A 21,815-nucleotide genomic window follows, 5' to 3' on the forward strand; every position below is an offset into this window, starting at 1 on the left:
ATTTCGCCGCCGTCCCCCATCTCCAGGTCGCAATGAACCAGCCCATGCGCAGAATGTTTTCCCGCCTCGCCATCCTCCTGGTCACGCTGACCGGCTTCGCGGCCGGCCCGGTCGCCGCACAGTCCCTCAACGTCGATATCGTCGGCGGCCTGAAGACGGCGACGCCCATCGCGGTCGTCCCCTTCGCCCAGGCTGGCGGCGCGCCGCTGCCGACCGATGTGGCCGATGTCATCCGCAACGATTTCAACCGCTCGGGCAAGTTCCGCTCGCTCGACAAGGCCGACATCGTCGAGACCCCGTCGCAGGGCTCGGACATCAAGTTCGCCACGTGGCGCCTGCTCAAGCAGGACTACCTGACCATCGGCCGCATCAGCGACGCCGGCGGCGGCATGATCAAGGTCGATTACGAGCTGTGGGACGTCAACAAGCAGCAGAGCCTGCTGGCCCAGTCGTTCACGGCGCCGGCCGGCGACCTCCGCGGCGTGGCGCACCAGATCGCCGACCAGATCTATGAAAAGATCACCGGCGTCCGTGGCGCCTTCTGGACCCGCATCGCCTATATCACGGCAGTCGGCGTCGGCAACAACACCACCTATTCGCTGATCGTCGCCGATTCGGACGGCTTCAACCCCCAGGTCGTCGCCCGCTCGCGTGAGTCCCTGCTGGGTCCCGCCTGGTCGCCGGACGGCAGCAAGATCGCCTACGTGTCGTTCGAAAGCGGCAACTCGGCCGTCTACGTGCAGAACATCAACACCGGCTCGCGCAGCCTGATCGCCTCGCACCCGCGCGGCATCAACAGCGCCCCGGCCTGGTCGCCCGACGGCAGCAAGCTCGCCGTCAGCCTGTCGTACGTGGGCAACCCCGAGATCTTCGTGATCGACGTGGGCAGCCGCACCGAAACCCGCCTGACCAACAACTTCGCGATCGACACCGAGCCGACCTTCACCCCGGACGGCCAGAGCATCATTTTCACGTCCGATCGCTCGGGTAAACCGCAGCTCTACCAGATGTCCGCGGCGGGCGGCGCCGCCCAGCGTCTGACCTTCCAGGGCGGCTTCAACGCCAGCGCCTCGGTGAGCTTCGACGGCAAGCAGATTGCGATGGTGCAGGGCAACGGGAACGTGTATCGTATCGCCATCATGGACCGTAGTCTGGGTGGACAGGTGCGCTTCGTTTCCCCGGGTAACGTGGACGATTCGCCCAGCTTCGCGCCCAACGCCAGCATGTTGCTCTATGCGGCATCGCAGGGTACGCGCGGCGTCCTGTATGCGGTTTCGGCAGACGGTCTGGTACGCCAGCGGCTCGTCCTCTCGGACGGCGACGTGCGCGAACCGTCGTGGGGACCCTATCGACAGCGCTGATGGCGCGCCCTCGCGGGCGGCGACACCGGCAAAAGCAGGATTGGCGCGACGATGTCGCGCCTTTTCTGCGAACAGCGTTCTAGCGGCGGCGGCTTTAGGGCAGCCACCGGCAAGAAAGACGACGGGTGCGGGACAGCACCCGTCGGCATAGATGTAAGTAGAAAAACAGCCGGACAACCGGCGGTGCTGTCCCGAAACGAAAACCGACTGTCGGAACTCAACTGTTGAAGGAACGTCCCATGAATAAGACCGTTACCGTCACCCTGGCTGCCCTGCTCTGCGTTGGCGCGGCCGCGTGCTCGAAGAAGAACACCAAGCCGGCTCCGATGCCGGAACAGCAGCCGGTCGCCACGACCCAGGCTCCCACCAACGATGGCAAGTACCAGCCGTCGGATCTCGATACCGATGCCTGCCTCCGTCAGCGCGTCGTGTACTTCGATTTCGACAAGAACGACGTGAAGCCGGAATTCCAGCAGATCATCGCTTGCCACGCCAAGTACCTGCAGGACCGTCCGCAGTCGGCCATGACCCTCGAGGGCAACACCGACGAGCGCGGCACGCGTGAGTACAACCTGGGCCTCGGCGAGCGTCGTGGCAATGCCGTCTCCAGCGCCCTCCAGGCTGCTGGCGGTTCGGCTGGCCAGGTCAACGTGACCAGCTATGGCAAGGAAAAGCCGGTGTGCCGCGAGCACAACGAAGACTGCTGGGCCAAGAACCGTCGCGTTGAGATCGTCTACACCGCGAAGTAAGTAATGAAGAAGACTCTGGCTACCAGCATCATGGCCAGGCTTGGCGTGGCGGGCGCGATCGCGTCCGCCACGCTTTTTGCCCTGCCAGCCCTCGCCCAGGACACCCGTCTCAGCCTTGCCGACCGCGTGTCGCGGCTCGAGCAGCAGTCGCAGGCGCAGGCCGGCACCACGACCCTGGTGAACCAGGTCAACGATCTCCAGCAGCAGGTATCGCAGCTGCAGGGTCAGATCGAAGAGCTCCAGCACCAGAACCAGCAACTCCAGGATTCCCAGAAGGCGCAGTACGCGGACCTCGATTCGCGGCTGGGTCGTATCGAAAAGGGTGGGGCGCCTCAGGGCCAGCCCGCCGCTTCCAGCCCGCCGCCGTCGACGCCGAATCCGTCGGCCGCCGCCGTCGCTGGCGCTTCCGCCGCCGCACCCGCGGTCGCCGCGAGCGCGCCGTCCCAGCCCGCCAGCGGTGACCAGCAGGCCGCGTACGACGCCGCGTTCAAATCGCTGCGCGCCGGCGACTACGTCACCGCGTCGCGCGGCTTTCGCGACTTCCTCGTCAAGTACCCGGACAGCCCGCTCGCGCCCAATGCCTATTACTGGCTGGGCGAGTCGTACTACGTGACCATGAACTACCCGGTCGCCATCGAGGCCTTCCAGCGCCTCGTGAAGCAGTACCCGCAGAGCGACAAGGTCTCGGACGGCCTCCTCAAGGTCGGTTACTGCCAGATCGAACTGAAGCAGCAGGACGCCGCGATCGCGACCCTGAAGCAGGTGACGGCCAAGTATCCCGGCACGAAGGCCGCGGGTCTCGCACAGGAACGCCTGCGTCGTCTGCAGCGCCAGACGGCCAACTAAGCGATGAACGGCAACACCGCAACCCCGGCGGAAGTCTCGCCGGTCGCGCCCGTCGCGGAACGGCTGCGGATCACCGAGATCTTCCACTCCGTGCAGGGCGAGGCCGACGCGATCGGCTGGCCCACCGTGTTCGTTCGCCTGACCGGCTGCCCGCTGCGTTGCGTGTGGTGCGATACGGAGTACTCGTTCCACGGCGGCCAGTGGCACGACATCGACGCGATTCTCGCGGAGGTCGCCCGCCACGGTGCGCGACACGTCTGCGTCACCGGCGGCGAGCCGCTGTCGCAGAAGCGTTGCCTCATCCTCCTGCGCAAGCTGTGCGACGCGGGTTACGAGGTGTCGCTGGAGACCTCCGGCGCGCTCGACGTCTCGAAGGTCGACCCACGCGTGCGCAAGGTCATGGACCTCAAGCCGCCGGATTCCGGCGAAAGCGCGCGCAATCGCTGGGCCAACCTCCATCATCTGCTGCCGCACGACCAGGTGAAGTTCGTGATCGCGAGCCGCGCCGACTTCGAATGGTCGCGTGACGCCGTGCGTGAGCATGGCATCGACCGGAAGGCGATGGTGCTGTTCTCCCCGGTGTGGTCGAAAGTCGAACCGCGCGAACTGGCGGAGTGGATCATCGCCGAACGCCTGCCGGTGCGTTTCCAGTTACAGCTGCACAAGCTGCTGTGGAACGACGCCGCGGGCCACTGAAAGAACAGGTAACCGCATGAATGCTCCGAACGCACCCCGCAAGGCCGTCATCCTCGTCTCCGGCGGCATGGACTCGGCCGTGACGATCGCCATGGCCCGCGAGCAAGGGTTCGAGGTCTATGCGCTGAGCGTCGCCTATGGTCAGCGCCACAGCTCCGAGCTCGAGGCCTCCGAGCGCGTGTCCACCATGCTCGGCGCGGTCGTGCACAAGACGGTGCACGTCGACCTGCGCAGCATCGGCGGCTCGGCGCTCACCGCCGATATCGACGTGCCGGAAGAGGGCGGCGAAGGCATCCCCGTCACCTACGTGCCGGCGCGCAATACGATCATGCTGTCGATCGCACTCGGCTGGGCGGAAGTGCTCGGTTCGAACGACATCTTCTGCGGCGTCAACGCCGTGGATTACTCCGGTTACCCGGACTGCCGTCCGGCGTTCATCGAGGCGTTCCAGAGCCTCGCCAACGTCGCGACCAAGGCGGGCGTCGAAGGTGCAGGCATTCGCATCCATGCGCCGCTGATGCAGATGGGCAAGGGCGACATCGTGCGCGAAGGCGTGCGCCTGGGCATCGATTTCTCGCAGACCGTCAGCTGCTACAACGCCGATGCGCAAGGCCGCGCCTGCGGTCACTGCGACGCGTGTCGCCTGCGTGCCGAGGGTTTCGCCAAAGCCGGCGTGCCGGATCCGACGCACTACGTCTGAGCGATATCGAGGCTGACCTCAACTCGCAGCGCGAAGCAGCGGGGCGAGGTACTGCTGCGCGATCCACCAGAAGCAGCCTGCCATGGAGATCAGTGTCGCCACGACGCCGCTGAGGACCCACGTCTTGGTGGCCGTGTGCGAAACGCGTTCTTCGAGCACGCCGACGCGGCCGGACAAGGTCGCCACCGACGATTCGATGCCGGCCATCCGGACGTCGAGACCATCCATGCGTGTTTCGAGCCGGTCCATCCTCGCGTCGAGGCCATCCATCCTCGCGTCGAGGCTGTCGATTCGTACCTCGATGCCGTCGATGCGCGCGCCGAGGCGGTGCTCAACGGCGCGCAGCTCGCTTCGCGTCGCCATCTGGCGCATCCGCTCCGCGAGCACGCAGACGAATTCGCGTAGGGAACGAGGCTCGAAAGCCGTCCATTCGCCATGCTCGGAGGGATCGAAATCGTGTTCGATGGTGGTGGGTGGTCGGGCATTCATCGCGACGTCCGTGGTGCGGTTGCCGCAACCATACGCATGCCGCGCGGAAAAAAAATGAGAAAAATGCCCAATCGCACGTCGGGATGACGACGCAGCCTCGCGAATGGTGGGTCGTGCCGGATTCGAACCGGCGACCTACGGATTAAAAGTCCGCTGCTCTACCAACTGAGCTAACGACCCACACGCGGGAACCGGCAAGTTTACGAGGCGGGGCGCGGCGGCACAACCCGGACGGGTGCCTCAGGTGGCGACGACGATCGCTTCGACGTCGCGGCCGGCGTCGCGCCAGGCGCCGAGGCCGCCGGTGAGGGGGCGGACGTTGGCGAACCCGAGCTTGCTGAGCCGTTCCGCCACGCGTGCGGCGGAGACCTCGTTCGGGCACGAGCAGTAGATGACCACGGCGCTGTGCCGGGGCAGGGTGGCGAGCTCCGCATCGGCCGTGGCGAGGTCGAAAAGGCGCGAGCCGGGAATGACGAAGGGGTCGTCGCGACGGCTGCTCGTGGAGCGCACGTCCACGATCAGCGCGCCGGGCTCGTTGGCGAGCAGCATCGACAGTTCGTCGACCGAGATGCGTGTCTTGCGCAGACGCAGGATCAGCAGTGTGCGCCGCACGTAGCGGAACACGATCCACAACGCGAGGGCGATGATGCCCGCGGCGGCGAGGCCGATACCGAACTGGCGGAGCAGGGCGAGCACGGCGTCGATCTGGCGATAGAACAGCATGCCCGCGGACAGACCGACGGAAATCCACAGCGTCGCGCCGAGCAGGTCGTAGACGGTGAAGCGCGAGAAGCGCGTGTCGCTGGCCCCCGCGATCGGAATGGCCACGAGCGACAGGCCCGGTATGAACCGCGACACCAGCAGCAGCTTCACGCCGCGCTTTTCGAAGAAACCGCTGGCGCGCCGCACGCAGGTATCGGGCGACAGCGAGATGCGGCAGAGGCCGTCGAGCACCCGGTAGCCGAAGCGCCGTCCCGTGAGGAACCATGCCGCGTCGCCCAGGAACGCGCCCGCCAGTGCCGCCAGGAACGTGGCGATGATCAGCATCGGATCCCGCGCGGCCACCAGCGTGCTGCCGACGACGATGAGGGTGGGCATGGCCGGCACGGGAAGGCCGATGGCCCCGGCGAACACGCCGAGAAACGCCACGACGGGTGCCGTGTCCGACCAGTTGATGCTCGTCACGCCCGCGTCCTCGCCAAGGATCTCTCGATGCGAGCAAAGATACGCCGGTCGCCCGCCACCGGACAGGGGCAGGCATCGCGAAAACCTACAGCGCGGGATGCCTGCTGAGCGCGGACGCCACGCGTGCCGCCGCGCCAGCGGCGATGCCGTCGAACTCGGCCCAGAACAGGCTGCCGCGACCGGGGCTGGAGCGCACGCCGATGCGGCCGCCGAGCGTGTCGGTGATGCGTCGGGCGACGGCGAGCGCCAGGCCGTAGCCGGGGTGGCCGGGAAGCCGCATGAATTCCTCGAACACGCGCGTCTGCAGGCCGGGATCGAGGCCCATGCCGTTGTCGCGCACCTCCAGCCGGATCGCGTCGCCGCGCCGCCGTATCGCCACCAGGACCCTGCCATGCGGGGTGCTCAGCACCGCATTGGCGACGAGCCGCTGGAGCAGCTCGCCGAACAGCACGGGATCGGTGCGCAGCGGAAGGCGACCGCCGCGCCAGCGGACCTCGACGCCGAGGCGCGTCGCGTCGGCTTCGATCGCGGCACGTCCGCGCACGAAGAGGTCGGAGGCGATGAGATCGACGGACGCCGGTTCGACGGCGCCCGCGTCGAAGCGCGCCATTTCCAGCAGGCCGTCGAGCAGTTCGCCGAGGCGCGTCAGGCTGCTGCGCATCTGCCCGAGCACGGCGCGCTGGCGAAGATCGTCGCCCGGCTGCATGCCGGCGACGAACAGCGACAGCGCCTGCAGCGGCTGGCGAAAGTGGTCGCCCACCTGCTCCACGAAACGCGTGTTGCGCGCGATGTCCTGCAGTCGCTGACGAAGGGCGTCCGCGAGCGCGGCGTCGTGGCGTTTGCGCAGGTCGACCAGCTCGTCGAGCAGGCTGTCGATCTCGTGCAGCGTGTCCCCGCCCTGCGCCATCGCCGCGTGGCGCGGATGCAGGAAGCCGTCGATGCGTTCGCGCACGCGTTCCACCGGTGCGACCACGTTGCGTTCGAGCGCGCGGCGCGCGAACGAGAACGCGATCATCACGCCGGCGCACAACAACAACGTCATCAGCAGGCCCGCGATGCGCCGTTCGTGCGTGGCGGTACCGTCGGATATCGTTTCCAGATCGCCTTCGCTCGTATTCGTCCAGACGTGCAGCGCCCGTTCCGGCGCGAGTCGCCGGCCGCTGTCGACGACCAGATCCGCCGCGTCGTCGCGGTGCAGGATGGCGCGCTGGGTGGGCGCGTTGCGCGCGAGCGCGCTCGCCAGCGCGTTGCGCTTCGCGTCGTCGCTCGTCCATCCGTCGAGCTTTCCGGCGATGCGCATCGCCTGCACGTGGGCGATCGCCTGCGCCTCGGCATCGATGGCGCGCATGTGCTGGACACCGAGCATGATGGCCAGCGCGAGCGCGATCGCCGCCATCGGCAACAGTCCCTTGAGGACGAGTTGCCGTCGTAACGGTGCTGGCCTTCCTGGCATTGGCGGAGACGCGGTCATGATGCGCCCTTATCGGCACGTAGCTTCATGACGAATCTATGAAACGCGCGTTCGTCGCGCGATAGACAAGGGGAGCTAACCTTGCCGGCCTATGCCTTACGGCCTATCACTTGTCGCGAAGCCGGGCGACGAGGGTGTCGTGGTCGATGCGGATCTTGCGGAAACGCGCCTCGCGCGCGCTGTCGCTGACCCATTGCGCCGAGGAGGCGCGGCGCTGTTCCAGCGCGTATTCGATATCGGCGAAGGGAACGAGCTCACCGTTGCGTGCCGGTGCGAAGCCGCTGATGTCGTGGATGAGCTTGAGATTGGCGGTCTCGCGCGCGCCGTCCTTTCCCTTGCCGTAGCCGGTGATGAAGGCGGCGACCTGTTCGCGCAGGGCCGGCGGCAGATCGTTGCGGATGACGATCACGGCGTGGGGGATGAGCGTCGATTTCCACAACACGTTCAGGCGGGCGTACTGGTCGGGGAAGTGCTGGCGGAATCGTTCGAGGTCGGCCGTGTTGTTGGTGGCGACATCGGCTTCGCCGTTGGCCACCGCGAGCGCGTTGTTCTGGTGGTTGTCGATGTGCACGCTCTTGAAGTAGGTGTCGGAGTCGAGACCGCGCGCGGCGAAGAACTGCGTTTCGGGCACGAGGTAACCGGAGACCGACAGCGCCTCGCCACGCGCGAAGCGCCACTTGCCGGGCTGTCCGAGCAGCTGGCCGAGGGTTCGCAGGCGCGAATCCTTCGACGTCAGCAGCACGGCGTAATACCCGCGCGAGCCGTCGCCGCGGGTCAGGCGTCCGATCACCTGCATGTTCTGCTGCGACACCGCGTCGAGCGCGAGCCGCCCCGACAGGAACGCGATGTCCACGCGCTGCTCGCTGATGGCTTGCGCGATGCCTTCGTAGGTCGCGACCGAGACGGCGCGCACCGGCCGGCCCAGCGCCTTGTGCAGGTCGTCGAGCATCGGCCGCCAGGCCTCGAGCGATTCCGCGGGACCACCGATGGGCAGGATGCCGAACGTGAGCGGGGCGGTGGGATCGATGTCTCCGGCGGCCGCGTCGCCGGCCTCCGGCGACAGCAGGAGCGCGCACGCGACCATCGCGGCCATCGCGCCACGCAGCCACCCTCGTACCGCGCCCTTCACGCCTGCCCGCATCGCGCCTGCCCCGCGTCGTTTTCGCGTTCTTCGCGATCCGTGCGCCACCCGGCACCGTGGGCCGGATGGAAGCCGGTCAGGTGACCGGTGGTCAGTCGCCCAGGTGTTGGGCGGCGACCAGTGCCTCGAGACGATTGCGCACATGGAGCGCGCGGAAGATCGCCGCGAGATGAATCTTGACCGTGCCTTCGCTGATGCCGAGCTCGCGTGCGATGAGCTTGTTCGGCCGGCCCTTCGCCAGCAGCTTCAGCACGTCGATCTGGCGATCCGTCAGCACGGTCGCCAGGCGTTCCTTCGTGGTCAGGCCATCGCCGCCGTGCCCGTTCATGGCGAACGTCGGCGCCACGGTGGCGGCGGCCTTCATCGCCTCGGGCGGTACGTAGATGCCCCCGCCGACGACCAGGCGTACCGCGTTGAGGATCACGTCGGGAGGCGACGACTTGGGGATGTAGCCCTGCACGCCGAGATCGAGTACATGGCGGATCGCCGAGGAATCCTCGGTGCCGGACAGCACGATGACCGGGCGCAGGCGCGACGTGCCGTCGTCGTCCGGGCCCTTCAGCGCTTCGATCGTATCCTTGATGTGCTCGACGCCATCGGCGCCGGGCATGGCCATGTCGATCAGTGCGATGTCGGGAAGCGGCAGGATCGCCAGCTTCTCCGCGAGCTGTTTAACCGTTTCGGCTTCGATGAATTCGACGACATCGCCAAGCTCGCGAAGCTTGAGCTTCACGCCTTCGATGATGAGCCGATGATCGTCCGCGATCAGGACACGCATGCCTCTCCTCCGCCCGCATGAACCGCGAGCCACCCCGTTGTCCGGACCATAGCCCTACGGGCGGCCAACGGCAAGCAGGCCATCCGGCTCAGACGGCCGCATGATGGACAGTCCACGCGGAAACCATTACCTCATGCAGACGCTCCGGCGAGACGGGTTTGAAGAGCACCTGCATGCTCTCCCGGTCGATGTTCCGGAGGAAGTCCCCACGCGTCTCGCCGGTGATCAGTACGCGCGCGAACGGCGGCGGGTCGCCCGGCCGGCGACGGTAATAGCGGTCGAGCAGGGCGATGACGTCCAGGCCGGTGCCCTCGCGTAGCCGGAGGTCCGAGATCACGATGTCCGGCGGCTGGATCCACTGGTGCACGGCCTCCATGGCCTGCTGGGCGTCTTCCGCCGTCATCACGTCGCAGCCCCAGCTGCCGAGGAGGTAGCTGATGCCGGCAAGGATGCTGGGTTCGTCGTCGATCACCAGCACGCGCATGCCCACGATGTCCCGCGGGATGCCCGGCGCGACCGTCGGCGCGGCCGGCGCCTCGACCACGCCCGGCTGCGCTTCCGGCAGCGTGAGGGAGAAGAGCGTGCCGCGGCTGGGTCGCGACCGGACGATGGCCTTCGTGCCTAGCAGGCCGGCAAGCTTCTGCACCGTGGAAAGCCCGAGCCCGAGACCGCGACGCGTGCCCTCGGGCCGGCCGGCTTCGGGGCCGCTCTCCACGCGATAGAACTCGTCGAAGATGTGCTGGAGGTGCTCCTGCGCGATACCGAGGCCCGTGTCCCACACGTCCACGCGCACGCCACCGTCCTCGCGTCGGCGGGCACCCACCAGCACGCCGCCGCAGCGCGTGTAGCGCAGCGCGTTGCTCACGAGGTTGTTCAGGATGCGGGCGAGCATGGTGCGGTCCGCGCGCACCCACAGGTCGGTGGTGCGCACGACGAGGCGCAGGTCGTGCTGCTCGGCCACCATGCGGAAGTTGACGCTGACCTCTTCGAACACTTCGTCGAGCGGCACGTCGCGCACCACGGCCGGCATGGCGCCCGTCTCCAGGCGCGACAGGTCGAGCAGCTCGCCGAACAGGTGGTCGAGCGACTCGACGCATTCCTGGATGTGGGCGATCCGGTTCAGTCGCACGGGATCGTATTCGTCGACCGCGAGACCCGACGAGAAGAGCGTCAGGGCGTACAGCGGCTGGCGCAGATCGTGCGAGGCCGCGGCGAGGAAACGGGCCTTGGCGACGCTCGCCGCTTCGAGCGCCGCGTTCTTGCGCGCGAGTTCTTCCGTGGCCGCCACGATCTCGCGCTCCATGCCGATCTGCGCATGAAGCAGTTTCGACGCCGCGCCGTTGAAGCCGCGCTGGAGGTCGCCGATCTCCGTGTCGTCGGTGACGGGGACCACGACGGTGCGATCGCCGAGGCCGAGCTGGCGCACGGCGATCGCGAGATTGCGCAGCGGCGCGCTCAGCCAGCGCGCGGTCGACCAGCCGATGGTCACTGCGATCAGCAGGCTCAGCGCGAGCCAGATCAGGGCGTTGTGCAGGCTGGCGCGCTGGGCATCGATGGCGTCCTCGACGGTGACGTCGACGGTGACGGAACCCACGGCCCGGTGCGATGCCGGGTCCAGGATCTCGCGCGAGACGGTGAGCCCGTCCTCGTCGGACCCGACGGCACCGTTGACCCGATCGGCGACGATCTCGCCGTCGCGGTTGGTGATGCGTACCCGCGACACCTGCGGCAGCTGCACGATGGACTGCGCGATGCGTCCGAGTTCGCGGCGCTCGCCGGTGCGCAGGGCCTCGCCCGAGACGGTCGCCGCCTGCTGCGCAATGGCGTCCGCGGTGGAGCGGCCCATCTCGTGCAACGTTTCCATCTGATGGCGGGTGAGGAGGGTGACCAGAAGGATCGCGCTGATCGCGGTCGGCACGAGCGCGACACACGTCAGCCGCTGCACGAGCGACGTGCGACGCCAAACCTTTTCCAGCCATGGAGCGGTCACATCACGCATCGAAGTCCCCTGGCGCGGCGCCGTGGGGCGTTACGCGAGGCTTTAGCCTAGCGCAGATCGGCGTCGAGGAATGATCACGGGCGGCGGTCCCGGCGGGCGCGGAGGGTCTTCACCGCGAGGGGCAGGAGGGTCAGCACCGCGAAGGCGCAGAGGGGCCAGAGGATCCGGCCGTCGAGGAACCGGGCGGCCGATACCGGCTCGTCTCCGCCGAACGTGGCGCCGAGCCCGGCCCCCACGGAGCTCTCCACGAACAGCGACACGGTGCCCCCGAGCCACGTGGCGCCCAGGAACAGCCACACCGGGCAGCGGAGCCAGGCCAGCGCGACCGTCATGGCCCCCAATGGAACGACGGGCACGAAGCGAAGCGCGAGCGTGTAGCTCACCGGATGGGCGGCGAAGCCGTCGCGCAGCTTCCGGGCGAACGGCGGGGGCTCGCGGCCGCCGGGGCCGAAGGCGCGTCGGCTGGCCACGTAGAGAAGGAGCGAGCCGAGCACGAGCGCGACGGACGACAGCGCCGTGCCCTCGACCACGCCGAACAGCAGGCCGCCGGCCAGCACGATCACGATGGTGCCGGGGATCCCGGTGGCGATGGCGAGCGCGAGAACGCTGGCGTAGGCGGCGCGCGAGGCGACCGGGTGGGCGGCGATGCCGGAGCGGAGCATGCCTTCGTCGGCGAGCAACCGGTGGGGGTCGAAGCGGTCGAGCACGCCGCCGATCAGCAGGGCGGCGCCGCCGAGCAGCAGCACGCATAGCGGCAGCAGGGCGCGCCAGCGGTTCACCTGGCGCGCCCGGCGATCAATACGCGACGCCCGATTCGCCGTAGCGGCGAAGTACGTCGCACGCGGCGTCCCGCAGGATGTCGCGGCGCACGGCGATGCCGCGGCGCTCCAGCTCGCCGATCCAGTCGGCGGGCAGGGGGCCTTCGTCGAACGGCGTGAGTGCTTCCACGTCTTCCGATCGCGCGCCGATCAGCAGCTCGTCGATGCCGGCCCAGACCGTCGCGCCGTAGCACTGGCAGCACGGCTGCGAACTGGTGGCGAGCACGAAGCGGCTGCCGTCTTCGTTCAGACGGAATCGCTGCAGGCGCTGCTGCGCGGTCATGTAGGCCATCATTTCGGCGTGCGCCACGGAGCACGTGTGCGGCACCACGCGGTTGGTGCCCACGGCCACGATGCGATCGGCGCCATCGAACACCACGGCGCCGAACGGGCCACCCGTGGCGGCGTCGATGTTGCGCGCCGACAGGTCGATGGCGAGGCCGACCTTGGCTTCGTCGCCGGCATAGGTCGCCGAGGTGTCGACGGCGTCGTGTACCCAGGCGGGAAGCGTCAGGTGGATCTGTGCGTAGAGCATCAGGCTTGCTTCGTCCACGAGTCGCGCAGCGTCACCACGCGATTGAAGACCGGGGCGTCGTGCGTGTGGTCGTGCATGTCGGCCACGAAATAGCCCAGACGCTCGAACTGCATGCGGTCTTCGCGCGTGGCCGCCGCGGCCGCCGGTTCGACGAAGCCGTGCACGACGCGGCGCGATGCCGGATTGATGTGGTCCTTGTACGTCTTGCCGTCGCTGTCGTCGTCCGGGTCGGTCACGTCGAACAGGCGATCGTAGAGGCGCACGACGGCAGGCACGGCGTGGCGCGCGCTCACCCAGTGGATGGTGCCTTTCACCTTGCGATCGGCGCCCGGGAGACCGGTGCGCGTTTCGGGATCGAGCGTGCAGCGCACTTCGACGACATCGCCGGCGTCGTTCTTCACGACCTCGTCGCAACGGACGATGCCGACGCCGCGCAGGCGCACCTCGCCCTCGGGCTTGAGACGATGGAAGCCCTTCGGCGGCACTTCGGCGAAATCCTCGCGCTCGATCCAAAGCTCCGGCGAGAAGGGCACGCTGCGCGAGCCGAACGACTCGTCCTTCGGATGGTTGGCGAACGTCAGGGTCTCGTCGTGCGACGCGTCGAGGTTGGTGATCGTGAGCTTCAGCGGATCGAGCACGGCGAGGCGGCGCGGCGCGACGGCATCGAGGTCTTCGCGCACGGCGCCTTCGAGGACGCTCATGTCGATGGTGCTGTTCTGCTTGCTGACGCCGATGCGTTCCCAGAAAAGCCGGATGCCCGCGGGCGTGAAGCCGCGGCGGCGCACGCCGGCGATCGTCGGCATGCGCGGATCGTCCCAGCCGTCGACCAGGTTCTCGGACACGAGTGTGATCAGCTTGCGCTTGCTCATCACCGTGTAGTTGAGATTGCCGCGCGAGAACTCGATCTGGCGGGGCTTGCTCGGCGCCGTCGGCAGGCCGGCCTTCACCAGCGGCTCCCACAGTTCGGGATCGTTCGCGAGATCCACCTGGTCGACGCACCAGTCGTACAGCGGACGGTGGTCTTCGAATTCGAGCGTGCACAGCGAGTGCGTGATGCCTTCGAGCGCGTCCGACAGCGAATGCGCGAAGTCGTACATCGGGTAGATCGGCCACGCGTCGCCGGTGTTCTGATGATGGACCTTGCGGATGCGGTACAGCGCCGGATCGCGCAGGTTGATGTTGCCAGAGCTCATGTCGAGCTTCGCACGTACCGTCTTGCTGCCGTCGGCGAATTCGCCCGCGCGCATGCGCTGGAAGAGGTCGACGTTTTCCTCGATGGAGCGATCGCGGTACGGCGAATTGCGGCCCGGCTCCGTGAGCGTGCCGCGGTATTCGCGCACTTCGTCGGCGCTGAGGTCGTCGACATACGCGACCCCGAGGCGGATCAGCTTCATGGCCGACCGGTAGAACACCTCGAAGTAATCGGACGCGTGACGCAGTTCGGCCCAGTCGAAGCCGAGCCACTTCACGTCGCGCTGGATGGCTTCGACGTACTCCACGTCTTCCTTCGACGGATTGGTGTCGTCGAAGCGCAGGTTGCAGGTGCCGCCGAATTCCGCGCCGAGCCCGAAGTTGAGGCAGATCGACTTCGCGTGGCCCAGGTGCAGGTAACCGTTCGGCTCCGGCGGAAAGCGCGTGTGGACGACGGCGTGCTTGCCGGACGCCAGGTCGTCGCGGACGATCTGGCGGATGAAGTGCTGCTGCAGGACGGGCGTTTCGGTCGACATCGAAAGGACTCGGAAGAGTGGGGCGCGCAAACCGCCGAGTTTACCTCAAGGCTTGCCGAGCCGCCCTCGCGCGGGGTAGCGTGCAGCCATGCGTATCGCCTACCACGCCGAGTCCCTCATCGACGCCCACCTCGTGAAGGATGCGCTCGAGCGGGCGGAGATCCCGGCGTTCATCGCGGGCGAATTCCTCACCGGTGCGGTGGGGCAGCTGCCGGCCCGCGATTTCCTCGCCGTGATGGTGCCCGACGCCGCGGCCGAGGCCGCCGAGGGCATCGTTCGTATCGTCGATGCCCGGCTGGCCGAGGCGCGTGCCGCCGCGGCGGCGGACGACGACTTCGGCGCGGTGACCTTTCCGGCCTGATACGCCGCGAACCCCTTTCCAGGATCTACCCATGCAGGCCTTTCACGACCTCGTCCGCGACGTGCCGGACTTTCCGCGTCCCGGCATCATGTTCAAGGACATCACCCCGTTGCTGGCCGACGCCCGGGCCTTCGGCGCATGCATCGACGCGCTGTGCGAGCCGTGGCGCGGGCAGGGCATCGGCGCCGTCTGCGGCATCGAGTCCCGCGGCTTCATCTTCGGCGCGGCGATGGCGCGCGCACTCGACGCCGGCTTCGTGCCGCTGCGCAAGGCGGGCAAGCTGCCGCCGCCGGTCGTCGGCGTCGACTACGGTCTGGAGTACGGGCTGGACCGGCTGGAAATCGGCTCGAACGCGCTCTCGCCCGGCGAGCGCGTGCTGGTGGTCGACGACGTACTGGCCACCGGCGGCACGCTGGAGGCGGCGCGCCGCCTCGTCGAGCGGCTGGGCGCCGAGGTGATGGGCGCCAGCGTGGTCATCGAGCTGGCCGTGCTCAACGGGCGCGGCAAGTGGCCCGCGCAGACGCCGCTGCACACCCTGCTGACTTACTGATCGGAGGGCATGGTGCCGCTCGCGCCGGCGGCACCGATGGACTCCACCAGCACGATTTCGCAGCCGCCGGCGCCGGTGTCCTCGCGTGTCAGCGACGTATCCCAATGCCAGCCATCGTCGCGGCTGACGTCGACGAGAAACCCTTCCAGCCGCACGACCTCGCCCGGGCGGACCTCGCGAAGCGCCCTGGCCACCGTGTCGTTGGCCGGGATCATGTGCATGTTAGCGCTGGAGTCCTCGATCTCGTGGCGCGGAATCGGGTACTGGTCCGTGTACCAGTAATAGAACCGGTTCGACTGGGAGATACGGATGCGGTCGAGCACGCCCGTGTCGGACATGCGGCCCCAGCCCATGGCCAGGTCCGTCGGTGCGATCGGCGCGAGGTCGTCGAGCTGGTAGTCCTCGCGCGACAGCACGCGGCCCGTCATGGCGAACGCCGCGCGCGTGGTGAGGGAGAAATGCCCGCGGGTCAGCGTGGCCGCGTGATCCACGCTCTCCTGATCGGGCACGCTGCCGGCGAGCACGCCGGGTGCGTTATGTACGGGGCGATGCTGCCACCAGGACAGGGCACCCCAGCCGCAGAGGAGCAGCAGTACGACGAGCCAGACGCGCATGTCACCGAACCGTCTTCGAAGAAGGAAGGCCAACGGCCGACGCGCCCTCGCGTTGACCCGAGGCCCACTCGTGGGTATCGAAGAGGCCGGCCGGCACGTCGCGGATCACCGCGGCCAGGGCCTGGAAGAACGGCGTCATCGCCGAGCTCTTCCGCCACAGCATCGCGATGCGACGGCTGGGCGCGGGCGCCTCGAAGGCCACGAGGCTCACGTTCGGCGACTGCGCCACGGGCGGTTTCACCGCGAGCGCAGGCAACAGCGTGATCCCGACGTTCGCCGACACCATCTGGCGCAGGGTCTCGAGGCTCGTGGCACGGAAGCCGGTCTTTTCGCCGGCGCCGGCGAGCTGGCAGACCTCGAGCGCCTGGTCGCGCAGGCAGTGCCCGTCTTCGAGCAGCAGAAGGTTCTGCTGCGACAGGTCGTCCATCCGCAGCACGCGCTGGTTCGCGAGCTCGTGGCTGCTGGGCACGGCGAGCACGAACGGTTCCTCGAAGAGGAATTCGGTGTGCAGCGAATCGTCGTGGACGGGGAGCGCCAGAATGCCGCAATCCAGCGTGCCCTCGCGCAGCATGTGCAGCACCTGTTCCGTCTTTTCCTCGCGCAGCAGCAGCTCGAGTCGCGGGAAGCGCTCGCCGAGGCGCGGAATCACGTGGGGCAGGAGGTACGGGCCGAGCGTGGGAAAGATGCCGAGCCGGATCGTGCCGGACTCCGGATCGCGCGTGCGCTGGGCGATCGACTTGATCTCGTCGATCTGCGAAAGCACCCCGCGCGCGCGGCGGGCGATTTCACGCCCCGTTTCCGTCAGCAGGACCTTGCGCGGGGTACGTTCCACGAGCGCGACGCCCAGTTCGTCTTCCAGCTTACGGATCTGCGTGGAAAGCGTGGGCTGGCTCACGAAGCTCGCCTCGGCGGCCCGGCCAAAATGCCGGTGCTCCGCCAGGGCAACCAGATAGGACAAGTCACGCAGGTTCATGGCGACAGGCTCGGCGATGATGCAATAGCCACAGCCTATCACAATCATGTCCACAATCGATTTGGAATATATGGACCGGGCGGCTAAGCTTAACCATCAGTCGCGCCGAGAAGCGCGCCAACGCCTACCACCCAACCCTCAACGGAGAGTCGTAACATGCTGAGCATCGGCGATAAGTTCCCGCAGTTCAACCTCAAGGCCGTCGCTGGCGGCCCGCTGGCCAACAAGATCGAAGACGCCTTCACGGACATCACCGACAAGTCGTACGAGGGCAAGTGGAAGCTCGTCTTCTTCTACCCGAAGGACTTCACCTTCGTGTGCCCGACCGAGATCAAGGGCTTCAGCGACCTGAACGAACAGTTCGCCGACCGTGACTGCCAGATCCTGGCCGCCTCCACCGATTCCGAGTTCGTCCACCGCGCCTGGCGCATGGACCACGCCGACCTGAAGGACCTCAAGTTCCCGATGCTCGCGGACATCAAGAAGGACCTGACCACGGCGCTCGGCATCCTGACCGACGACGGCGTCGCCCAGCGCGCGACGTTCCTGGTCGACCCGAACGGCGACATCCAGTTCGCCTACGTGACCGCCGGTTCGGTCGGCCGCAACCCGGACGAAGTGCTGCGCGTCCTCGACGCCCTGCAGACCGACGAGCTGTGCGCCTGCAACTGGAAGGCCGGCGAAGAGACCCTCAAGGTCGCCTAAGCGCCAATTGGTCGTAAGTCCCTCGCCGCGACCCTCCCTCCCCCCGCGCGGCGCGGGCAGCCCGAGGGCGGTGAAGTCCGCTTCACCGCCCTTTTCTTGAACTCCCCCCGACACCTGCGCGTGTCCCGCGTGAACCGGTGCCCATGCGCCGAGACATTCCGCGCCTCATTCCCATCGAACAACAAGGTGCATCCATGAGCGTCGCCGATCTCCGCAGTCTGCTTCCCGAATACGCCAAGGACCTCAAGCTCAACCTCGACTCCGTGCTGAGCGAAGCGGGCGCGCCCGGCCTCAACAAGGCGCAGATCGCGATGATCGCGCTGGGCTCCGCGTTTTCCGCCCGCTACAAGCCGCTGACCGAAGCGATCGCCGCGTTCGCCGCCGAGCACGCCACGCCGGAGCAGCTGACCGCCGCGAAGGGTTCGGCCGCGATCATGGGCATGAACAACATCTACTACCGCTTCCAGCACCTGGTCAGCCATCCGGAATACGAGACCATGCCGGCGAAGCTGCGCATGAACGTGATCGGCGCCTACAAGGGTGACGCGAAGAACGATTTCGAGCTCGTCTCGCTCGCCGTGTCCGCCGTCAACGGTTGCGGCATGTGCATCGACTCGCACGACAAGGTCCTGCGCGATGGCGGCATCAGCGTGCAGGCGATCCAGAGCGCGGTGCGCATCGCCTCGGTGATCCACGCCGTGGCCGTGGTGCTCGAGCAGGCCGAAGCGGCCGGTTGAGGCAATCCTCAATCGCCCGGGTGGGAGCCAGCAGGCTGGCTCCCACCGAAACGGAAAGGCCGCGTTTAACGCGGCCTTTCTGCGTTCTGGGCCACCCTCGCACCCACCACACGAGGGAGGGTCGCACCATGAGTTACGTCGATGGTTTCGTCGCACCGGTTCCGCTCGATCGCCTGGGCGACTACAAGAAGATGGCACGCAAGGCGGGCAAGATCTGGATGGAACTCGGGGCGCTCGCCTATTCGGAATGCGTCGCCGACGACGTCAAACCCGGCAAGGTCACCTCTTTCCCGCAGTCGGTGAAACTGAAGGAGGGGGAGGTCGTGGTGTTCTCCTGGATCGTCTACCGGAACCGCCGCGACCGCGACCGGATCATGAAGAAAATCATGGCGGATCCACGACTTGCGGAGTACTCGGACCCCAAGAACCTTCCCTTCGACGGCAAGCGCATGTTCTTCGGCGGGTTCAAGCCGATCGTGGAGTTCTGACGCGGCGCAGCGTGGGCAGTGTGTCTTCTGGCACTGTGTCGGAAGTCACACTGTTCGCAGGATGCGGGTTCACCCACAGGGAGTCCCACCTGCCATGCGTCGTTTCGTCCGTCCCCTCATCCTCACCGCGCTCGCCACCTGCTGTGGCGCCGCGCTTGCCGCCGGCACGGACGCCGCGCCGCCGCTTGGCCATCTCCCGACCTGGGCCCAGCCCGAGTCGTACAAGCTCGCCTTCAAGGTCGACCCGAAGCAGGAGACCTTCTCCGGCTCGACCACGATCCGGATCAAGCTCTCGCAGCCGTCGGATTTCATCTGGCTGCACGGTAAGGAGCTGAAGGTTTCGAAGGTCACCGTGACCGACGCCGCGGGCAAGAAGCACGCCGGCAAGTACACCGTCGCCGCCGAGAAGGAAGGCGTCGCGAAGGTCGACCTCGGTGCGAAGCTCGAAGGCGACATCACGCTCGCCATCGACTTCACCGCGCCGCTGAACAAGCAGCTGCAGGGCCTGTACAAGGTCTCGCACGAAGGCGTGCCGTACGCCATGACGCAGATGGAGCCGGTGTCCGCGCGCTTCGCGTTCCCGGGCTTCGACGAGCCGTCGTTCAAGGTGCCGTTCGACATCCAGCTGACCATCCCGGCCGAAGACCAGGGCGTGGCCAACACCGCGCAGATCAAGGAAGAGAAGGCCGGCGCCGGCTGGAAGACGCTGACGTTCTCCACCACCAAGCCGCTGCCGACCTACCTGGTCGCGTTCGCGGTCGGTCCGTGGGACATCGAGAAGGGCCCGGACATCACGCCGACCGAGTTCCGCAAGACGGCCACCCCGCTGCGCGGCATCGCCGCCAAGGGCGAAGGTCATCGCATGAAGCACGTGCTGGGCGAGACGAACTCGATCATCCACACGCTCGAGGACTACTACGGTTTCGGTTACCCGTACGACAAGCTCGACCTCCTGGCCGCCCCGGACTTCAGCGCCGGCGCGATGGAGAACGCGGGCCTCGTGACGTTCCGCGACTGGCTGCTGCTGATCGATCCGGATTCGGCGGCGCAGTACGTGCGCGGCTCGTTCAACGTCAACGCGCACGAGCTCGCCCACCAGTGGACCGGCGACACCGTGACCATGGCCTGGTGGGACGACCTCTGGCTCAACGAGGCGTTCGCGACCTGGATGCAGCAGAAGGTCACCATCAAGGTGCACCCGGAATACCGCGCCGACCTTGACCGCGTGCGCGGCGCGCAGGGCGCGATGAACAACGACAGCCTCGTCAGCGCGCGCAAGATCCGCCAGCCGATCACCGGCAACGGCGACATCGAGACCGCGTTCGACGGCATCACCTACCAGAAGGGCGCCGCGGTCCTCGGCATGTTCGAGGGCTACGTCACCGATCCGGTCTTCCAGAAGGGCATGCGTGCCTACATCGAGAAGCACAAATTCGCCAACGCCACGGCGGACGACCTGATCGATGCGATCGCCGAGGCCGCCGGCCAGGGCGATGCGTTCAAGAAGGCGTTCCGCACCTTCCTCGACCAGTCGGGCGTGCCGTACGTCAGCACGGAAACGAAGACGGAAGGCGGCAAGACCGTGCTGCACCTGACGCAGAGCCGCTACCTGCCGCTGGGCAGCACCGGCGATGCGAGCCGCGTGTGGGGCGTGCCGATGTGCGTGCGCTATGGCGTCGAGGGCGGCGGTAACAAGGTCAAGTGCGAGTTGCTCGACAAGGCGACCGGCACGATGGTGCTCGACGGTGCCGCGAAGAACAGCTGGGTACTGCCGAACGCCGACGGTCGCGGTTACTACCGCTTCTCGCAGAGCAAGGCCGACCTCGCATCGCTGGCGAAGGTGGTCGGCACGCTGACCGACGCCGAACAGCTGGCCTATGCCGACGCCGTGCGCGCCGGCTTCCAGCACGGCGACCTCGACGCGGGCGACTACCTCGCCGCGACGAAGCCGCTGACCGCGTCGAAGACGCGCGAAGTGTTCACCGCGCCGATGGGCACGTTCAACTGGATCCTCGACAACGAGGCCACCACCGACGCGCAGCGCGCGCGCCTGCGTCAGTGGGCCACGGACGCCTACCTGCCGAAGCTCAAGGCACTGGGCTACCGCAAGAAGGCCGGCGAGCCGGACAACGACACGATCACGCGCACGACCCTCGCCGGCTTCCTCGCCGACAAGGACATCGGCGTGCCGGAAGTGCGTGCCGAGCTGCTGAAGCAGGGCGACGCCGCACTGAAGACGAAGGACGGCAGGCTCGATCTCGACGCCGCCGATTCCGACATGCTCGCATCCGCACTCGGCGTGGCGGTCGAGGAGCGCGGTGCACCGGCCGTCGACGCACTGATGGCCGAAGTGCCGAAGACCTCCGATCCGGCGAAGCGCAACGCGATGCTCATCGCGCTGGGCGACACCTCGGATCCGGCACTCGCCAACAAGGTGCGTGACTTCGCGCTCGGCAAGGACGTGAAGGTCGGCGAGATGGCGATGGTGCTGCGTGGCGGCCGTCAGTCGGAAGCGACGCGCTCGGATCTGTGGAAGTGGTTCACCGCGAACTACGACAAGATCGTGGCCCGCACAGGCAGCTTCGCCGGCGGCAAGCTGCCCGAGATGGCTGCCGGCGGCAGCTGCTCGAAGGTAGAAGCCGACCGCATGAGCGCGTTCTTCAAGCCCCGCCTCGGCCAGGTCAGCGGCGCCGACCGCGGCCTCGCCCAGACCAGCGAGCAGACCCTGCTGTGCACGGCGCTGAAGGACAAGCAGGACCCGAAGGCGATCCTGCGCTAAGCGATCGTCGGTAGGAAACGAAAAGCCGGGCGAGCGATCGCCCGGCTTTTTTTTGCATGGTTTCAGCTCGACGGTTCTACCGAGGCGAGCCAGCGATCAGGTGGGAGCGGCCT

The 21,815-nt window shown here is 67.5% G+C and carries 22 protein-coding genes and 1 tRNA gene; 11 read left to right on the plus strand and 12 right to left on the minus strand.

What is annotated here, in order from left to right:
* Window positions 1-44: 44 nt before the first annotated feature.
* The 5 genes from tolB to queC all read left to right on the plus strand — a co-directional run bounded on the left by tolB (window position 45) and on the right by queC (window position 4,352).
* Window positions 45-1,361 carry a Tol-Pal system beta propeller repeat protein TolB gene (gene tolB, locus BMX32_RS09185; RefSeq protein WP_089977713.1) on the plus strand — a complete coding sequence of 439 codons (1,317 nt, stop codon included), beginning with the start codon at window positions 45-47 and terminating at the stop codon, window positions 1,359-1,361.
* A 239-nt stretch (window positions 1,362-1,600) separates the two neighbouring features.
* Window positions 1,601-2,110, plus strand: coding sequence for a peptidoglycan-associated lipoprotein Pal (gene pal / locus BMX32_RS09190; protein ID WP_089977717.1), 510 nt, complete (start codon window positions 1,601-1,603; stop codon window positions 2,108-2,110).
* Window positions 2,111-2,113: 3 nt separating this feature from the next.
* Window positions 2,114-2,956, plus strand: a complete 843-nt coding sequence (gene ybgF, locus BMX32_RS09195; protein WP_170843620.1) for a tol-pal system protein YbgF — start codon at window positions 2,114-2,116, stop codon at window positions 2,954-2,956.
* 3 nt (window positions 2,957-2,959) lie between these two features.
* Window positions 2,960-3,652, plus strand: a complete 693-nt coding sequence (gene queE, locus BMX32_RS09200) for a 7-carboxy-7-deazaguanine synthase QueE (RefSeq protein WP_089977719.1) — start codon at window positions 2,960-2,962, stop codon at window positions 3,650-3,652.
* 16 nt (window positions 3,653-3,668) lie between these two features.
* A complete protein-coding gene (queC, locus tag BMX32_RS09205; protein ID WP_089977723.1) occupies window positions 3,669-4,352 on the plus strand; it encodes a 7-cyano-7-deazaguanine synthase QueC in 684 nt (227 codons plus the stop codon).
* Between the two features lie 18 nt (window positions 4,353-4,370).
* On the opposite strand, the gene BMX32_RS09210 is transcribed toward queC, so the two are convergent.
* From BMX32_RS09210 to BMX32_RS09255, 10 genes are all read right to left on the minus strand, one after another.
* Complete coding sequence (locus tag BMX32_RS09210; RefSeq protein ID WP_089977727.1) at window positions 4,371-4,841, minus strand: hypothetical protein; 471 nt, start codon at window positions 4,839-4,841, stop codon at window positions 4,371-4,373.
* A gap of 104 nt (window positions 4,842-4,945) precedes the next feature.
* Window positions 4,946-5,021 (minus strand) — tRNA-Lys (locus BMX32_RS09215).
* A gap of 60 nt (window positions 5,022-5,081) precedes the next feature.
* Window positions 5,082-6,026: a DedA family protein/thiosulfate sulfurtransferase GlpE gene (locus tag BMX32_RS09220; protein ID WP_089977730.1), complete on the minus strand. Its 945-nt coding sequence runs from the start codon at window positions 6,024-6,026 to the stop codon at window positions 5,082-5,084.
* An 85-nt stretch (window positions 6,027-6,111) separates the two neighbouring features.
* Window positions 6,112-7,422 (minus strand): sensor histidine kinase, encoded by a 1,311-nt coding sequence (locus tag BMX32_RS09225; RefSeq protein WP_170843621.1) that lies wholly within the window; start codon window positions 7,420-7,422, stop codon window positions 6,112-6,114.
* Between the two features lie 181 nt (window positions 7,423-7,603).
* A complete protein-coding gene (gene phnD / locus BMX32_RS09230; protein WP_244511484.1) occupies window positions 7,604-8,638 on the minus strand; it encodes a phosphate/phosphite/phosphonate ABC transporter substrate-binding protein in 1,035 nt (344 codons plus the stop codon).
* A 91-nt stretch (window positions 8,639-8,729) separates the two neighbouring features.
* Entirely contained in the window at window positions 8,730-9,416 is a 687-nt protein-coding gene (locus tag BMX32_RS09235; RefSeq protein ID WP_089977742.1) for a LuxR C-terminal-related transcriptional regulator, read from the minus strand.
* An 88-nt stretch (window positions 9,417-9,504) separates the two neighbouring features.
* Window positions 9,505-11,415, minus strand: a complete 1,911-nt coding sequence (locus tag BMX32_RS09240) for an ATP-binding response regulator (RefSeq protein ID WP_089977746.1) — start codon at window positions 11,413-11,415, stop codon at window positions 9,505-9,507.
* Window positions 11,416-11,489: 74 nt separating this feature from the next.
* Window positions 11,490-12,194 carry a TVP38/TMEM64 family protein gene (locus BMX32_RS09245; RefSeq protein WP_089977749.1) on the minus strand — a complete coding sequence of 235 codons (705 nt, stop codon included), beginning with the start codon at window positions 12,192-12,194 and terminating at the stop codon, window positions 11,490-11,492.
* 16 nt (window positions 12,195-12,210) lie between these two features.
* On the minus strand, window positions 12,211-12,768 hold the full coding sequence (locus BMX32_RS09250) for a nucleoside deaminase (RefSeq protein WP_089977752.1): 558 nt from the start codon (window positions 12,766-12,768) through the stop codon (window positions 12,211-12,213).
* The gene (locus BMX32_RS09255) at window positions 12,768-14,495 is read right to left on the minus strand and encodes a glutamine--tRNA ligase/YqeY domain fusion protein (protein ID WP_089977756.1); all 1,728 of its coding nucleotides are present in this window, start codon (window positions 14,493-14,495) and stop codon (window positions 12,768-12,770) included. Before BMX32_RS09255 ends, BMX32_RS09250 begins: the two co-directional genes overlap by 1 nt.
* Window positions 14,496-14,583: 88 nt before the next feature.
* Between BMX32_RS09255 and BMX32_RS09260 the strand changes: the two genes are divergently transcribed.
* Together BMX32_RS09260 and BMX32_RS09265 are read left to right on the plus strand one after the other, a co-directional pair.
* Window positions 14,584-14,856 (plus strand): putative signal transducing protein, encoded by a 273-nt coding sequence (locus tag BMX32_RS09260; protein ID WP_089977759.1) that lies wholly within the window; start codon window positions 14,584-14,586, stop codon window positions 14,854-14,856.
* 31 nt (window positions 14,857-14,887) lie between these two features.
* Window positions 14,888-15,406 (plus strand): adenine phosphoribosyltransferase, encoded by a 519-nt coding sequence (locus BMX32_RS09265; RefSeq protein WP_089977762.1) that lies wholly within the window; start codon window positions 14,888-14,890, stop codon window positions 15,404-15,406.
* Here BMX32_RS09265 and BMX32_RS09270 read toward each other — a convergent pair.
* Window positions 15,400-16,020, minus strand: a complete 621-nt coding sequence (locus BMX32_RS09270) for a hypothetical protein (RefSeq protein ID WP_089977765.1) — start codon at window positions 16,018-16,020, stop codon at window positions 15,400-15,402. The genes BMX32_RS09265 and BMX32_RS09270 overlap by 7 nt on opposite strands.
* A gap of 1 nt (window position 16,021) precedes the next feature.
* Window positions 16,022-16,993, minus strand: coding sequence for a DNA-binding transcriptional regulator OxyR (oxyR, locus tag BMX32_RS09275; protein WP_089980160.1), 972 nt, complete (start codon window positions 16,991-16,993; stop codon window positions 16,022-16,024).
* A 156-nt stretch (window positions 16,994-17,149) separates the two neighbouring features.
* On the opposite strand from oxyR, the gene BMX32_RS09280 reads away from it, so the two are divergent.
* The 4 genes from BMX32_RS09280 (at window position 17,150) to BMX32_RS09295 (ending at window position 21,702) form a co-directional block, all read left to right on the plus strand.
* Window positions 17,150-17,698: a peroxiredoxin gene (locus tag BMX32_RS09280; protein ID WP_089977768.1), complete on the plus strand. Its 549-nt coding sequence runs from the start codon at window positions 17,150-17,152 to the stop codon at window positions 17,696-17,698.
* 194 nt (window positions 17,699-17,892) lie between these two features.
* Complete coding sequence (locus tag BMX32_RS09285; protein WP_089977771.1) at window positions 17,893-18,435, plus strand: carboxymuconolactone decarboxylase family protein; 543 nt, start codon at window positions 17,893-17,895, stop codon at window positions 18,433-18,435.
* Window positions 18,436-18,563: 128 nt separating this feature from the next.
* Window positions 18,564-18,923, plus strand: coding sequence for a DUF1428 domain-containing protein (locus tag BMX32_RS09290; protein ID WP_089977774.1), 360 nt, complete (start codon window positions 18,564-18,566; stop codon window positions 18,921-18,923).
* Window positions 18,924-19,017: 94 nt separating this feature from the next.
* Window positions 19,018-21,702 carry a M1 family metallopeptidase gene (locus tag BMX32_RS09295; RefSeq protein ID WP_089977777.1) on the plus strand — a complete coding sequence of 895 codons (2,685 nt, stop codon included), beginning with the start codon at window positions 19,018-19,020 and terminating at the stop codon, window positions 21,700-21,702.
* Window positions 21,703-21,815 lie beyond the last annotated feature (113 nt).

The sequence above is a fragment of the Luteibacter sp. UNCMF331Sha3.1 genome (assembly GCF_900109915.1).
In the GTDB taxonomy this organism is placed as follows: Bacteria; Pseudomonadota; Gammaproteobacteria; order Xanthomonadales; family Rhodanobacteraceae; genus Luteibacter.

Excerpts from the sequence above, each read along its gene's own strand:
- pal (WP_089977717.1), top strand. The coding sequence starts at position 1,601 with ATGAATAAGACCGTTACCGTCACCCTGGCTGCCCTGCTCTGCGTTGGC.
- BMX32_RS09265 (WP_089977762.1), top strand. The coding sequence starts at position 14,888 with ATGCAGGCCTTTCACGACCTCGTCCGCGACGTGCCGGACTTTCCGCGT.
- oxyR (WP_089980160.1), bottom strand. The coding sequence starts at position 16,993 with ATGAACCTGCGTGACTTGTCCTATCTGGTTGCCCTGGCGGAGCACCGG.
- ybgF (WP_170843620.1), top strand. The coding sequence starts at position 2,114 with ATGAAGAAGACTCTGGCTACCAGCATCATGGCCAGGCTTGGCGTGGCG.
- BMX32_RS09290 (WP_089977774.1), top strand. The coding sequence starts at position 18,564 with ATGAGTTACGTCGATGGTTTCGTCGCACCGGTTCCGCTCGATCGCCTG.
- queC (WP_089977723.1), top strand. The coding sequence starts at position 3,669 with ATGAATGCTCCGAACGCACCCCGCAAGGCCGTCATCCTCGTCTCCGGC.
- tolB (WP_089977713.1), top strand. The coding sequence starts at position 45 with ATGCGCAGAATGTTTTCCCGCCTCGCCATCCTCCTGGTCACGCTGACC.
- BMX32_RS09240 (WP_089977746.1), bottom strand. The coding sequence starts at position 11,415 with ATGCGTGATGTGACCGCTCCATGGCTGGAAAAGGTTTGGCGTCGCACG.
- BMX32_RS09280 (WP_089977768.1), top strand. The coding sequence starts at position 17,150 with ATGCTGAGCATCGGCGATAAGTTCCCGCAGTTCAACCTCAAGGCCGTC.
- BMX32_RS09260 (WP_089977759.1), top strand. The coding sequence starts at position 14,584 with ATGCGTATCGCCTACCACGCCGAGTCCCTCATCGACGCCCACCTCGTG.
- BMX32_RS09295 (WP_089977777.1), top strand. The coding sequence starts at position 19,018 with ATGCGTCGTTTCGTCCGTCCCCTCATCCTCACCGCGCTCGCCACCTGC.
- BMX32_RS09225 (WP_170843621.1), bottom strand. The coding sequence starts at position 7,422 with ATGGCGGCGATCGCGCTCGCGCTGGCCATCATGCTCGGTGTCCAGCAC.
- BMX32_RS09250 (WP_089977752.1), bottom strand. The coding sequence starts at position 12,768 with ATGCTCTACGCACAGATCCACCTGACGCTTCCCGCCTGGGTACACGAC.
- BMX32_RS09210 (WP_089977727.1), bottom strand. The coding sequence starts at position 4,841 with ATGAATGCCCGACCACCCACCACCATCGAACACGATTTCGATCCCTCC.
- queE (WP_089977719.1), top strand. The coding sequence starts at position 2,960 with ATGAACGGCAACACCGCAACCCCGGCGGAAGTCTCGCCGGTCGCGCCC.
- BMX32_RS09285 (WP_089977771.1), top strand. The coding sequence starts at position 17,893 with ATGAGCGTCGCCGATCTCCGCAGTCTGCTTCCCGAATACGCCAAGGAC.
- phnD (WP_244511484.1), bottom strand. The coding sequence starts at position 8,638 with ATGCGGGCAGGCGTGAAGGGCGCGGTACGAGGGTGGCTGCGTGGCGCG.
- BMX32_RS09255 (WP_089977756.1), bottom strand. The coding sequence starts at position 14,495 with ATGTCGACCGAAACGCCCGTCCTGCAGCAGCACTTCATCCGCCAGATC.
- BMX32_RS09235 (WP_089977742.1), bottom strand. The coding sequence starts at position 9,416 with ATGCGTGTCCTGATCGCGGACGATCATCGGCTCATCATCGAAGGCGTG.
- BMX32_RS09270 (WP_089977765.1), bottom strand. The coding sequence starts at position 16,020 with ATGCGCGTCTGGCTCGTCGTACTGCTGCTCCTCTGCGGCTGGGGTGCC.